The sequence below is a fragment of the Streptomyces sp. NPDC005899 genome, from assembly GCF_040629645.1.
Taxonomy (GTDB): domain Bacteria; phylum Actinomycetota; class Actinomycetes; order Streptomycetales; family Streptomycetaceae; genus Streptomyces.
The window spans coordinates 1-12,011 of the sequence record NZ_JBEXWB010000189.1 but is presented as its reverse complement, the minus strand read 5'-3'; the positions used below and the strand labels follow the sequence as shown (position 1 = coordinate 12,011).

13 protein-coding genes and 1 pseudogene are annotated in these 12,011 nt (G+C 72.1%); 9 read left to right on the top strand and 5 right to left on the bottom strand.

What is annotated here, in order from left to right:
* The 4 genes from ABZ371_RS20570 to ABZ371_RS20555 form a co-directional block, all read right to left on the bottom strand.
* The coding region (locus ABZ371_RS20570) for an SDR family NAD(P)-dependent oxidoreductase (protein WP_358681572.1) at positions 1 to 785 on the bottom strand (785 nt) is incomplete at its 3' end.
* Positions 786 to 957: 172 nt separating this feature from the next.
* Positions 958 to 2,490 (bottom strand): 3-hydroxyacyl-CoA dehydrogenase, encoded by a 1,533-nt coding sequence (locus ABZ371_RS20565; RefSeq protein ID WP_358681569.1) that lies wholly within the window; start codon positions 2,488 to 2,490, stop codon positions 958 to 960.
* A 75-nt stretch (positions 2,491 to 2,565) separates the two neighbouring features.
* Positions 2,566 to 3,438 carry a CoA-transferase gene (locus ABZ371_RS20560; protein ID WP_358681566.1) on the bottom strand — a complete coding sequence of 291 codons (873 nt, stop codon included), beginning with the start codon at positions 3,436 to 3,438 and terminating at the stop codon, positions 2,566 to 2,568.
* Positions 3,439 to 3,506: 68 nt separating this feature from the next.
* Positions 3,507 to 4,424: a CoA-transferase gene (locus tag ABZ371_RS20555; RefSeq protein ID WP_358681577.1), complete on the bottom strand. Its 918-nt coding sequence runs from the start codon at positions 4,422 to 4,424 to the stop codon at positions 3,507 to 3,509.
* A gap of 155 nt (positions 4,425 to 4,579) precedes the next feature.
* Between ABZ371_RS20555 and ABZ371_RS20550 the strand changes: the two genes are divergently transcribed.
* The 3 genes and pseudogenes from ABZ371_RS20550 to ABZ371_RS20540 form a co-directional block, all read left to right on the top strand.
* A complete protein-coding gene (locus tag ABZ371_RS20550; protein WP_358681563.1) occupies positions 4,580 to 5,470 on the top strand; it encodes a LysR family transcriptional regulator in 891 nt (296 codons plus the stop codon).
* A gap of 130 nt (positions 5,471 to 5,600) precedes the next feature.
* Positions 5,601 to 6,827 carry an acetyl-CoA C-acetyltransferase gene (locus tag ABZ371_RS20545; RefSeq protein WP_358681561.1) on the top strand — a complete coding sequence of 409 codons (1,227 nt, stop codon included), beginning with the start codon at positions 5,601 to 5,603 and terminating at the stop codon, positions 6,825 to 6,827.
* Between the two features lie 117 nt (positions 6,828 to 6,944).
* A pseudogene (locus tag ABZ371_RS20540) lies at positions 6,945 to 7,122 on the top strand (IS481 family transposase); the annotation flags it as partial.
* Positions 7,123 to 7,228: 106 nt separating this feature from the next.
* On the opposite strand, the gene ABZ371_RS20535 reads toward ABZ371_RS20540, so the two are convergent.
* Entirely contained in the window at positions 7,229 to 7,984 is a 756-nt protein-coding gene (locus ABZ371_RS20535) for a chaplin family protein (protein ID WP_358681558.1), read from the bottom strand.
* A 514-nt stretch (positions 7,985 to 8,498) separates the two neighbouring features.
* On the opposite strand from ABZ371_RS20535, the gene ABZ371_RS20530 reads away from it, so the two are divergent.
* The 6 genes from ABZ371_RS20530 to ABZ371_RS20505 form a co-directional block, all read left to right on the top strand.
* Entirely contained in the window at positions 8,499 to 8,750 is a 252-nt protein-coding gene (locus tag ABZ371_RS20530; protein ID WP_358681555.1) for a hypothetical protein, read from the top strand.
* Positions 8,751 to 8,928: 178 nt separating this feature from the next.
* Positions 8,929 to 9,213, top strand: coding sequence for a hypothetical protein (locus ABZ371_RS20525; protein WP_358681553.1), 285 nt, complete (start codon positions 8,929 to 8,931; stop codon positions 9,211 to 9,213).
* A gap of 379 nt (positions 9,214 to 9,592) precedes the next feature.
* Positions 9,593 to 9,874, top strand: a complete 282-nt coding sequence (locus ABZ371_RS20520) for a hypothetical protein (protein WP_358681551.1) — start codon at positions 9,593 to 9,595, stop codon at positions 9,872 to 9,874.
* Between the two features lie 136 nt (positions 9,875 to 10,010).
* Positions 10,011 to 10,217 carry a hypothetical protein gene (locus tag ABZ371_RS20515; RefSeq protein ID WP_358681548.1) on the top strand — a complete coding sequence of 69 codons (207 nt, stop codon included), beginning with the start codon at positions 10,011 to 10,013 and terminating at the stop codon, positions 10,215 to 10,217.
* 242 nt (positions 10,218 to 10,459) lie between these two features.
* Positions 10,460 to 11,623, top strand: a complete 1,164-nt coding sequence (gene rsgA / locus ABZ371_RS20510) for a ribosome small subunit-dependent GTPase A (RefSeq protein WP_358681545.1) — start codon at positions 10,460 to 10,462, stop codon at positions 11,621 to 11,623.
* A 61-nt stretch (positions 11,624 to 11,684) separates the two neighbouring features.
* A partial coding sequence (locus tag ABZ371_RS20505; RefSeq protein WP_358681574.1) for an Ada metal-binding domain-containing protein occupies positions 11,685 to 12,011 on the top strand: 327 nt, incomplete at its 3' end.

Sequence of the window (12,011 nt, the reverse complement as noted above, 5' to 3'; positions counted from 1 at the left end):
GCCGCCGTGCGGATCGCCAGCTCCGCCGCCGCCAGGCCGTCGACCGCCGTGCCGTCCGGCAGCCCGGGCACGCACACCACCCGGCCGTCCTCCAGCGCGGTCAGCGAGGCGTCGACCACCTGGTCCACGGGCATACCGCCCTCGGCGTGCACGGACTGCTCACGTCCGCCGACGGGCTCCTCACCGCGCGAGCGGTGGAACTCGGTGGCGGTCAGACCCGGGCACAGCACCTGGATCCGCAGGGAGGAGCCGGCCAGCTCGGCGGCGAGGGTGCGGGTGAACGTGACCACGTACCCCTTCGTGCCCGCGTACACGGCACGCTCGGGCAGCGGGCGCGGCGGCAGCGAGCCGGCGAACGCCAGCTGGGAGGCCACGTTGACGACCGTCCCGCCGCCGCGCCGGAGCATGGCCGGGACCGCGGCCCGAGCCAGCGCGGTGACGGCCAGGACGTTGACGTCGAGGACCTTCGCCATCAGCGCGGGCTCCAGCTCGCCGAACGGCCCGTACCCGTTGATCCCCGCGTTGTTGAGCAGGAACCCGATGTCGTCCCGCCCCGCCCGCTCCACCACACGCGCCAGGCCGCCGGGGTCCGACAGGTCCGCCACGAGGGTCTCCACGGCCGACCCGGTCTCCTCGCGCAGCCGCGCCGCCATGTCGGCGAGCCGCTGTTCCCGCCGGGCCACCAGGACGGTGTCCCACCCCTCCGCGGCCAGCCGTGCCGCGTACGCCGCCCCGATGCCCGAGGAGGCGCCCGTGACCAGTGCCCTGCCGTGCTGTGCGCCCATCGCCTCTCCCGTTCCTCGGGGCAACACGGTACAAGCGCGGTGTGCCCGGGCCCGGCAGCACCGCGTGGAGGCGCGGCGGCCGCCGGCGGAACCGTGGGCCGCACGTGCGGGCGCCCCGCCCCCACCGCGTACCGAACGGCCGCCGCCCGCAGGCCCCGCGCCCGCCGGCCCCCTACCGGCCGGTGCAGGCGTCGGGCGTGGTCCCCGGATCCGTCAGCGCCAGCCCCAGCTGGGCCCGTTCCGTGAGCCAGCGGGTCGGGCGGTGGCGCGGGTCGCCGGTCGTGGCGTGCAGGGCGCGCTGCAGCTCCAGCATCCGGGCGGCCCCGATCCGGTCGCCCCAGGCCAGCGGCCCGGCCGGATAGCCGAGACCGGTCGTCACGGCCAGATCGATGTCCGCCGGGGTGGCGAGCGAGCGCTCCGCGATCGAGGCGGCGACCGACACCACGGAGGCCAGCAGCCGCTGTGCCACCGTTCCTGCCGTGTCCCGCACCACGGACACGGCGTACGGCTCCTCGCCCTCGGCGGCCCGGGCCAGGACGGCACGGGCGTCCCTCGCGGCGACGGGGTCGGCCGCCGGCGTCACCGCGAGCACCCGGCGGCGGCCGGCGGCGGGCAGCGGGTCCACCCCGAACGTGCGCCCGGCGGGAAACTCCCGGGCGGCCACGGCGGCGGCCACGGTGGTGCCCCAGACGGGGACCAGCACGAGGGCGGCGCCGGAAGGTGCCGCCCCGCTCTCGACGGCCGCCCCGGACGCGGCCAGCGCGTCCCGCAGCCCGCCGTCCGCCTCGCCCGCCACGAACACCGGCCGGCCGGCATCGCCCGTCACGGGCGCCTCCCGCGTACCGGCGGGGGCCTCGGAGCCGTACGCGAACCAGCCCTGTCCGGTCTTGCGGCCGTGCAGGCCCGCCGTCACCCGGTTCGGGGTGAGGTAGGAGGGACGCAGCCGGTCCTCGTGGCGGAAGCCCTGCCAGATCGAGTCGATCACCGCCGCCGTCACGTCGAGGCCCGTGAGGTCCATGAGTTCGAAGGGGCCCATCCGCAGCCCCAGTACGTCCCGGGCGACGCGGTCGATGTCGGCGGGCCCGGCGACCGACTCCTCCAGCAGCGCCAGCGCCTCCGTCACCAGGCCGCGCCCGGCGTGGTTGACCAGGAAGCCGGGCGTGTCGGCGACGGTGACCGCGCGGTGGCCGCAGCTCTCGACCAGCGCGGTGAGGGCCGGCGGGATCTCCGGACGGGTGGCGGCTCCCGGTACCACCTCCACGATCCGCATCAGCGGCACCGGGTTGAAGAAGTGCAGCCCCGCCAGCCGCGTCGGGTCGCCCAGCGAGGCGGCGATCCGGGTGACCGACAGGGAGGAGGTGTTGGTGGCGAACACGGTGGAGGCCGGCAGTACCTCCTCCAGCTTCCCGAAGACCTCCGCCTTCGTGTCCAGGTCCTCCCGTACGGCCTCGACGACCAGCTCGACGTCGGGGCCGGGCGCCCAGGGGTCGTCCAGGGGGACCAGCCGTTCCAGGGCGGCGGCGCTGTCCCCGGCGGACATCCGGCCCTTGGCCACCGCGCGCTCCAGCATGGACCGGACGAAGTCGACGGCCTCCGTCACGGCCTGTGCCCGGACGTCGCCCAGCTCGACGGTGTGTCCGGCGCTCGCAGCCCACTGGGCGATGCCGCGGCCCATGGCCCCGGCGCCGACGATCCTGATACGCATGGCGGTTACGGTCCTCTCGCAGGTGACGTGCGGCTGAGTCGTACGTGGGGTCGGTTCGTGCCGGTGAGGGGGGCGTCAGCGAAGATAGACGCGACCGGGGTCGACGTCCTCGCGCAGGAGCCGCAGCTCCTCGGCGGTCGGCGGGGGCACCGTCCCGACCTCGTCGGCCACCTCCAGGTCCCAGCCCGTCGCCGCCCGCACCTGGTCGACCGTGACGCCCGGGTGCACGGCGACCAGCCGCAGCTCCTCGCCGACGCCGTCGCGGGCCAGGATGCCCAGCTCGGTGATGACCCGGGTGACGCCGGTCCCCAGCGGCCGGATGCCCTCCGCGAGCGCGCGGTCCGGGCCGGGGGTGGTGCAGAAGTCCAGCGTCCCGGTGAAGGAGCGCGGGTTGTGCCTGCGCATCACGACGAAGACCTCACGGGAGTTGGCCATCACCTCGATGCCGCCGCCGGAACCGGGCAGCCGTACCTGGGGGCTGTCCCACTCCCCGATGACGGAGGTGTTGAGGTTGCCCCACCGGTCGATCTGCGCGGCACCCAGGAAGCCGACGTCGATGTGGCCGCCCTGGAGGACGCAGCCGAACAGGGCGGGCATGGACAGCACCGCCTCGGCGCCCGAGATGAGGACGGCGTCGGCGATGGTCTCCGGCAGCTGCGAGGGGTGCGCGCCGCACACCCCGGACTCGTACACGACCTCGATGTCGGGCGCGACCGTCAGGTGGGCCAGCTCGGTGGCGAGCGTGGGCAGTCCGATCCCGGCGAACACCGTGCGCCGGGAGGCCAGTTCACGGGAGGCGACGACGGAGAGCAGTTCGGAGGAGGTGACGGTGTCCTCCGCGCCGGCGGTCTGCCCGGCGGTCCTCGCCCCGCCGCCGGAGGCGTGCGGTGCGGCAGGGCCCGGTGCCGAGGCGCCCGGGGCCGTGGTGTGCGCCGTGGGGGTGGTCATGGCCCGCTCCTTCTCGTGTTCCGCGCTCCCGCGTTCCTGTTCCGCGCCCCCGTGTTCCCGTGCCGCGCTCACAGCCGCCGCCCGTAGTTCACCGGTTCGCTGAGCGCCTCGCCGACCGCCAGTCCCGCCCAGAACTCCTCGCCGAGCTTGGCGGTGTACTCGGCGTGGTCGGCCGTCCCGTACACCCACTCCGCCAGCCACTCCCGCAGGCGCTCCGGATCCTTGCTGATGTGGGACCACGCCCGGTAGAACGCGTTGTCCCGGTCGTAGTAGCCCTGGGCGAACGACGGGTGCGCGCCGCGCGGGCAGACCACGACGGCGTCCACGGCGTGCGCCGGGACGAGCGTCCGGTTGGGGTCGGAGCGGACCACGTGGTCCTCGACGATCTCCTCGACGACCACGATCGACCTGTCCGCCGCGTACACCGCCTCGGCCTGGATGCCCGTCAGCCCCCAGATCTGGGTGTTGCCGCGGCGGTCGGCCCGCTGGGCGTGGATGATCGTCACGTCCGGGTTGACGGGCGGGACGACGTAGATCTGCTCCGGTTCGCCGTCCGGCCCCGGGTAGGGGGACGTGACCTTGCGCAGGTCGCTGTTGACCGCGGGCAGGTCACTGCCCGCGTAGCTCCGCAGCGGGTAGAACGGCAGACGCTGCGAGCCGGCCAGGTAGCGGCAGATCATCCCGTAGTGGCTGTACTCCTCGAAGGCGAGCGGCTCCGGGGCTCCACGCTCGATCCTGCGCCGCAGCTCGCCGAGCGAACCGGCGGAGGAGTTGCCGACGAAGGAGGAGACCAGCCGCGAGACACAGCCCGCGGCGATCATCTGGTCCACCACGATGTCCGCCGTCATCCGGACGACCGTGAGGTCCCGGCGGCCCTGGCGGATGATCTCGTGCCCGGCGGCGGTGGGGATGAGGTGGGTGAAACCCTCGAGGCTCACGGTGGCGCCGTCGCGCACGTAGGTGGCGACCGCCTCCCTCATCGACATGACCTTGCCGGCCCCGTCGGCCGTGTCCGTCCGTTCCACGGTGCTCCTCGGCGAGTGGATGTGCTGTCCGCCCCACGGTGTCAGCGCCCATTGATCGCTGTCCAATACCGAATTAAGGTCGCATCCAGACCGCTGAGCAATGAATGGGTGCCTGTATGGAGCTGCGTCATCTGACCGCCTTCACCGCCGTGGCCGAGGAACTGCACTTCGGCCGCGCCGCCAAACGGCTGCAGATGGCCCAGCCGCCGCTCAGCCAGCAGATCCGGCAGCTGGAGAAGGAGCTCGGCGTCCAGCTCTTCGCACGCAACACCCGCTCCGTGCGCCTCACCAGCGCGGGGGAGTCCTTCCTCGAACCCGTACGCACCGTGCTCGAGGACCTCGACACGGCGGTACGGGCGGCCAGGGCGGCCGGACGCGGGGAGTACGGCCGGGTCACGATCGGCTTCGCCGGCGCCTCCAGCCACGAGACGCTGCCCCGGCTGACCCGCGCCGTGCGGGCGGCCCACCCCGCCCTGGAGCTGGTCATGAAGGGCCAGACGTACGCCAACGTCGCGCTGTCCAGGGTGGCCGACGGTTCCCTGGACCTCGGTTTCGTCCGCCTCCCGGTCACGCAGCCGGGCGTGGCCTACCGGGTGATCGACGAGGAGGAGCTGCTGTGCGCCCTGCCCTCCGACCACCGCCTCGCCCGGCTCGAGACCATCCCCATCGGGGTGCTGGCCGACGAACCCTTCGTGTCCTTCCCCGCGAACACCGGTTCCACGGTGCGCGACGCGATGGTCGAGGCCTGCGAGGCCACCGGCTTCAACCCGCGCGTCGTGCAGGAGGCCCCCGACTCCTACACGATCCTCGCCCTCGTCGCCGCGGGCGTCGGCGTCACGCTCACCGTCTCCTCCTGCCGGCACATCCAGCAGAACGGACTCGTCTACCGGCCACTCGCCGGCCCTCCCATCCGGCGCCAGGCCGCGCTCGCCTGGCGCACCGACAACCCGTCCCCGGCGCTCCGGGCGGTGCTCGCGGTCTGCGAGGAAGCCCTGCCGACCCCGTAGGGCCCGCCCTGCGGGAAGCGGATTGAGACGCCTGGCGTCTCGAAGAGCGGGAAACTCGATATTGGACCGACTCAGTGGTCCGGTGCGAAGGTCGCCTCACAGACCTGAACCCGCCGAAAGGTGCCCCGCCGTGCCCGATCAGCAAGACGTCGTCATCTGCGAACCGCTGCGCACCCCCATCGGGCGCTTCGGCGGGGTCTTCGCCCAGCAGACTCCCGCCGCGCTCGCCGCCCGCGTCATCGCCGAAGTGGTCGCCCGTACGGGAATCGACCCCGCCCGGGTCGACGAGGTGATCCTCGGACACGCCTACCCGACCTCCGACGCCCCGGCCATCGGGCGCGTCGCCGCCCTGGACGCCGGGCTGCCCGACTCCGTCACCGGTGCCCAGATCGACCGGCGCTGCGGCTCCGGCCTGCAGGCCGTCCTGGACGCGGCCATGCAGATCAGGGCCGGTTTCAGCGAGGTCGTGATCGCCGGCGGTGTCGACGTCATGAGCGCGGCCCCCTACTACACGCACGAGGGGCGCTGGGGCATCAAGGGCCCCGGCCTCCAGCTCCACGACTCCCTGGCGCGCGGCCGGGTCACGGCGGGCGGAGTCCGCCACCCCGTCCCCGGCGGCATGATCGAGACCGCCGAGAACCTGCGGCGCGCCTACTCGATCAGCCGCGCCGACCAGGACGCCCTGGCGCTGCGCTCGCAGGCACGCGCCGCCCGCGCCGCGAGGGAGGGGCGCTTCGACGCGGAGACCGTCCCCGTCACCGTCCGCACGCGCAGGAGCGAGACGGTCGTGACCGCCGACGAACACCCCCGCCCCGACACCACGGCCGAACAACTCGCCGCACTCAGGCCCCTCATGGGCGCCTCGGACCCGGAGGCCACCGTCACCGCCGGCAACGCCAGCGGTCAGAACGACGCCGCCGCCGCCTGCCTCGTCACCGGCGCCGCCACGGCGGAGCGGCTCGGGCTCACCCCGCTCGTCCGCCTCGTCTCCTTCGCCCGGGCCGGCGTCCCCGCCGCGACGATGGGCATCGGCCCCGTCCCGGCCACCCACGCCGCCCTCGGCCGCGCGGGGCTCAGCCTCGCCGACCTCGACCTGATCGAGATCAACGAGGCCTTCGCCGCCCAGGTCCTGGCCTGCACCCGCGAGTTGGGGCTCGGCGACAAGGACCACGAGGAGCGGATCAACGTCAACGGCTCCGGAGTCTCCCTCGGCCACCCGGTCGGCGCCACCGGTGCGCGGATCCTCGCCACGCTGGCCCGCGAGATGCACCGCAGCGAGGCCCGCTACGGCCTGGAGACCATGTGCATCGGCGGCGGTCAGGGGCTCGCCGCGGTCTTCGAGCGCGTCACCGGCTGAGGACACCACGCCCGCGCGGTACACCGGTCCCCCTCCCGGCCCGTCGCCCCACGCCGCCTCCCCGCCGGTCCCGTACCACCGCCGCGCGGCGCCCGGAGCGGGCATGCCCGATTCCGCAACGGCGAAGTCGAACGCCGCAACCGCACCCTGCCCGATGAATGGCCGGCCTACCTGCGGCCCCGTACCTCAGACGACGAGTGGACAGCGGCCCTGGCGGACTTCCCGCGACCACCACCGCTGCCGCACCGCACTCGACGGCCAGCCGCCCGTCAGCCGATTCGACGAACCCTGCGGGGTCAACACACCCGGCCCCGAGGCGGTCGATCGCACAGAGGACGTAGAAGCCGGCCAGCAGACCGCCCCGCAGCACTGATGCTGCGGGGCGGTCTGCCATCGCCGAACTAGTCGCGCGAACCGCGGGTACGGCGCATGAGCACCGCGCCTCCCAGCAGCAGCGCCGCGCTCGCGCCGGCCGCCATGCCGATACCGCCCGCACCGGTCTCGGCCAGCGGCGTGTCGGGGGTGTTCGGACTCGGGGTGCCGGCCGGCGGCTCCTGCGCCGGCGGCTCGGAGGCCGGCGGCTCCTGCGCCGGCGGCTCGGAAACCGGCGGCTTCGAGGTGGGCGGCTCGGCGGTCGGGGGCTCCTCGCTGGGCGGCTCCACCACCGGCGGCTTGACCGGCGGGATGTCCTGCTCGTAACCGCCCTCGTTGACACAGGTGTTGCCACCCGCGGGGTTGAGCACACCGACGACGTCGATGGTGTTGCCGCAGACGTTGGCCGGGACGTCCACCGGTGCCTGGGCCAGGTTGCCGGACAGGACACCGGGCGAGCCGACGGCCTGTGCCTCGGCGCTGGCGCCGGAGGACTCGCCGCCGTCGCTGTCGCCGTAGGCGTCGTCGTCCTTGTCGCCCGAGCTGACATTGGCGCAGATGTTGCCGAAGGCCGGGTTCAGCAGGGCGATCACATCGACGGTGTTCCCGCAGAGGTTGACCGGGACATGCACCGGGGCCTGCACGGCGTTGCCGGAACCGACGCCGGGGGAGCCGACCGCCGCTCCTTCTGCCGTGGCGTCGGCGTAGGCGTACCCGCCCACTGAGGTCAGGACGCCCGATGCCGCCGCCAGGACGAACACGCTTTTGCTGAGGGCTTGTCGCATTGCTTTGCCTTTCAAAAACCTTGGGAGGACATCTCGCGATGTGACCGAGAATCCGGGGGTGCGGTGCGGCGTCCGGTGGTGCCACGGCTCTGGCGGGCCGCCACTCCCACGGTCCTGGACAACCCTCATAACGAGGGAAAGAGTCTGGGGAAACTCCGAAACGGTGAAGAACTTGGCTTTAGCCCGAACGGATTACACGCGGGCATCCGTGGCCCGGTCGTTGCCGGAGCGCCGGCGGGGGCGGGCGTCACCTGTGCCCCTCCGGCCTCGGGTCACGGGATGCTCGTGGGGGTGCGGGCCCCGTCCGGTCGCTCGGTCCGTGCGGTCCTGAAATGCCGTCATCGACACCGGCCTGCCCAAGGCGCTGGGCATCTTTCACCTGTTCAGCGGCACAACCGGAATGACCGCTTCTCGTTTTCCACGGTGTCGTGTGCGGCGCAGGTGCCCGAGCGGCCTGTGTCGATCCGGGCTCGCCGCCGGATGATCGAACGCGCTCACCTATCGATGGAGGTACATGGTGTTCGGAAGGCGAACCGCCGCTGTCTCGCTGTCAGCCGCAGCCCTCATGATGGCCGGGGCGGGTGCGGCTCAGGCTTACGAGGAGCCGAAGTTCCAGAACAACACGCAGATCCTGTCCTGCCTGAGCGTGGAGGTTCTGGACATTCCGATCGCCTCCACGGCGAACAACAATATCGACTGCTCCACGAACTACGAATCCCGGAGCAACGAAACCCATGTATCGGGTTCCGGCGTGGACGCCGAATAAAATCCCCTCGACGCCCGTATGGAGCAATACCTTTCGTTCCGGGACTCGTTTAGAGGGTGAGCGTGTCGAGAATGCTGAGTGCACCGACTCTGTGTGCGCAGGGTAATTCTCGCCCGCGCCACGGGGGGCCAGGCGGACGCCTGCGACGCTCGCGTACCAACCAACAAGGAGATACCGCATGAACCTCAAGAAGGCTGTCGCCTGCACTGCTGTCGCCCTGGCTTTCGCCGGTGCCGGCGCCGGTTCCGCCCAGGCGGCCGACGACGACACGTCGAAGTTCGAGAACAACTCCCAGATCCTCAGCTGTGACGTGGTCGAGGTCCTCGACATCCCGATCCTGTCGGCGGCCAACAACAACATCGACTGCTCGGACAACGTCGAGGAGGAGGAGACCGAGAAGACCCTCCTCATCAACGAGGAGCACGCCCAGGCGGCGGCTCTCATCGCCCCGCGGGACCACTGACACCCCGCGCCGCCTGCGCCGCCGCCCCGGCCTTCCTCCCCGGGGCGGCGGCCCTGGGTGTCCTCGCACCCGATGCACCTCCTGAGGGCTCCTGAGGCTTCCGGGACGCAGAGCATCCACAGCCGCAGGGTTGGAACGGATTGTGACCCGATCGGAGCAATTCCATTGTGGGTGCGGCGGCGTTTACCGGATGTTGATGCCGGTTACGGATATCGGTCGACAGATCACATCGTGTCTGTCGCATACGGATCCGGTCCGTCGGCATCGCGGGGTCGGAATGATGTGAGCATTCCGACCCCGCGCCCAGGGATTCCATCGGTCCCTTTTTCGCTTGATGGGTGGCCAAGGTGGCTCCCCGTAAAAAACAAGGAGTTTGCGCATGAACCTCAAGAAGGCTGTCGCCTGCACTGCTGTCGCCCTGGCTTTCGCCGGTGCCGGCGCCGGTTCCGCCCAGGCGGCCGACGACGACACGTCGAAGTTCGAGAACAACTCCCAGGTCCTCAGCTGTGACGTGGTCGAGGTCATCGACATCCCGATCCTGTCGTCGGCCAACAACAACCTCGACTGCTCGGACAACGTCGAGGAGAAGGAGTCCGAGAGCCTCACCGTCATCGACGAGGAGCACGCCGAGGCAGCGGCTGTCATCGCGCCCCGTCACTGACGTCACGTGACGTACCGCCGTCCCGGCTCCTTGCCGGGGCGGCGGTTTCTGCGTGCCGGACGTGAACGACGGTGCGATTGCGCCGAATGACCCATCCCACGGGTGCTGATGAGCCGAGATCGGGTAGCGATCTGTCATGGACCAGTACGCAAGCGAGGACCCGTGGAACCGTCGTGCGCAGACGGAACCCGCGTCCGATACGCCGATCTACGACCGGCTGCTCGCCCAGTGGCGGATGGCGGGCCTCGAACCGGAACCCGCACCGCCCGGCGAGCACGTTCCCGCGCGCCCGCGCTGCTTCGTCCCGGCGGCTCGGAACTCCGCCGAAGCGGTCGGCGGCTGAGAGCAGGCCCGCTCGTCCCGGAAGACCGGAAAACCCGTTGACGTGGGCGGGTGGCTCCCCGTTAGGGTGTGCGCAGTTCGAGGAACCCAGGAGGTGAGGACATTGATGACTGTCGTTGCGATGGGCGCTGCCCACAACCGGAAGTGCATCGTTCTCCCCCCCCGTGGCCACCGGCTGACCTCGACCTCTTCACTCCGCGCCTGAGCGCGCGGTGCCGGGGCCACCCTTGTGAAGGGTTTCCCTTGTCTTTCCCCGATCTTCCTCTCTCCCTGCCTTCCCTCCCGTCGCACCCGCTGGCCCCGTACGGCTGGGACGACGACTGGCACGCCGCCTTCGCCCCGTACGCCGAGCAGGGACTCCTGCCCGGACGCGTGGTGCGGGTGGACCGCGGGCAGTGCGACGTCGTCACGGCGGACGGCGTCCTGCGTGCGGACACCGCCTTCGTGGTGCCCCGCGACCCCATGCGCGTCGTCTGCACCGGCGACTGGGTCGCCGTCGACCCCGGCGGCGATCCGCGATTCGTCCGTACGCTCCTTCCCCGGCGCACCGCCTTCGTGCGCTCGACGTCCTCGCAGCGCTCCGAGGGACAGGTGCTCGCCACCAACGTCGACCACGTCGTCATCTGCGTCTCGCTGGCCCTCGAGCTGGACCTCGGGCGGCTGGAGCGCTTCCTCGCCCTGGCCCTGTCCAGCACCGCGGGAGCCGCTCTCCTCGGTGACGGGCCGCGGGACACGGCGTACGAGGCGCAGCCGCTCGTGCTGCTCACCAAGGCGGACCTGGTCCCGGACGCCGCCACCCTGTCCCACCTCGTCCAGGACGTCGAGCGCATCGCCCCCGGTGTGCAGGTGCTGCCCGTCAGTTCGGCCACCGGGGAGGGCGTGGACGTGTTCGGCGCCGTCATCGGCGGCGGTACGAGCGTGCTGCTCGGCATCTCCGGCGCCGGCAAGTCGACTCTGGCCAACACCCTGCTCGGCGACGACGTGATGGACGTGCGCGCCACGCGTGACATGGACGGCAAGGGGCGGCACACCACCACGACGCGCAACCTCCTCGTCCTGCCCGGCGGTGGCGTGCTGATCGACACCCCCGGGCTGCGCGGGGTCGGTCTCTTCGACGCGGCGAGCGGTGTCGGCCAGGTCTTCTCCGAGATCGAGGAGCTGGCCGAGGGCTGCCGGTTCCACGACTGCGGCCACGAGGCCGAGCCGGGCTGCGCCGTGCTCGGCGCGATCGAGGACGGGAGCCTGCCCGTACGACGCCTCGACAGCTACCGCAAGCTGCTGAGGGAGAACCAGCGCATCGCGGCCAAGACCGATGCCCGGCTGCGCCAGGAGACGCTGCGCGAGTGGAAGCGCAAGGGGGCGGAGGGGCGCGAGGCCCTGGCGGTCAAGCGGGGCCGCGTCCGGTGACGGGCCCTGCCCGGTTCGACGTCCGAAAACCGCGAGTACGCCACCTCGCCGGGCGCGCACACTGGACGGTGTGACTGACGAGGAGACCAGGTACGAGGCGGTGAGCAGCCGCGACGCGCGCTTCGACGGAGAGTTCTTCTTCGGCGTCGCCACCACCGGCATCTACTGCCGGCCGAGCTGCCCCGCCGTCACACCCAAGCGGAAGAACGTGCGCTTCTTCCCGACCGCCGCCGCGGCGCAGGGCCACGGCTTCCGGGCGTGCAGGCGCTGCCGCCCGGACGCCGTGCCCGGCTCGGCCGACTGGAACGTCCGCGCCGATGTCGTGGGCCGGGCCGTGCGGATGATCGGCGACGGCGTCGTGGACCGGGAGGGCGTCCCCGGACTCGCG

Bases quoted from the DNA above. Each gene is read 5' to 3' on its own strand.
- ABZ371_RS20515 (WP_358681548.1), top strand. From the start codon at position 10,011: ATGGACCAGTACGCAAGCGAGGACCCGTGGAACCGTCGTGCGCAGACG.
- ABZ371_RS20530 (WP_358681555.1), top strand. From the start codon at position 8,499: ATGGTGTTCGGAAGGCGAACCGCCGCTGTCTCGCTGTCAGCCGCAGCC.
- ABZ371_RS20565 (WP_358681569.1), bottom strand. From the start codon at position 2,490: ATGCGTATCAGGATCGTCGGCGCCGGGGCCATGGGCCGCGGCATCGCC.
- ABZ371_RS20550 (WP_358681563.1), top strand. From the start codon at position 4,580: ATGGAGCTGCGTCATCTGACCGCCTTCACCGCCGTGGCCGAGGAACTG.
- ABZ371_RS20555 (WP_358681577.1), bottom strand. From the start codon at position 4,424: ATGTCGATGAGGGAGGCGGTCGCCACCTACGTGCGCGACGGCGCCACC.
- ABZ371_RS20520 (WP_358681551.1), top strand. From the start codon at position 9,593: ATGAACCTCAAGAAGGCTGTCGCCTGCACTGCTGTCGCCCTGGCTTTC.
- ABZ371_RS20525 (WP_358681553.1), top strand. From the start codon at position 8,929: ATGAACCTCAAGAAGGCTGTCGCCTGCACTGCTGTCGCCCTGGCTTTC.
- ABZ371_RS20560 (WP_358681566.1), bottom strand. From the start codon at position 3,438: ATGACCACCCCCACGGCGCACACCACGGCCCCGGGCGCCTCGGCACCG.
- ABZ371_RS20535 (WP_358681558.1), bottom strand. From the start codon at position 7,984: ATGCGACAAGCCCTCAGCAAAAGCGTGTTCGTCCTGGCGGCGGCATCG.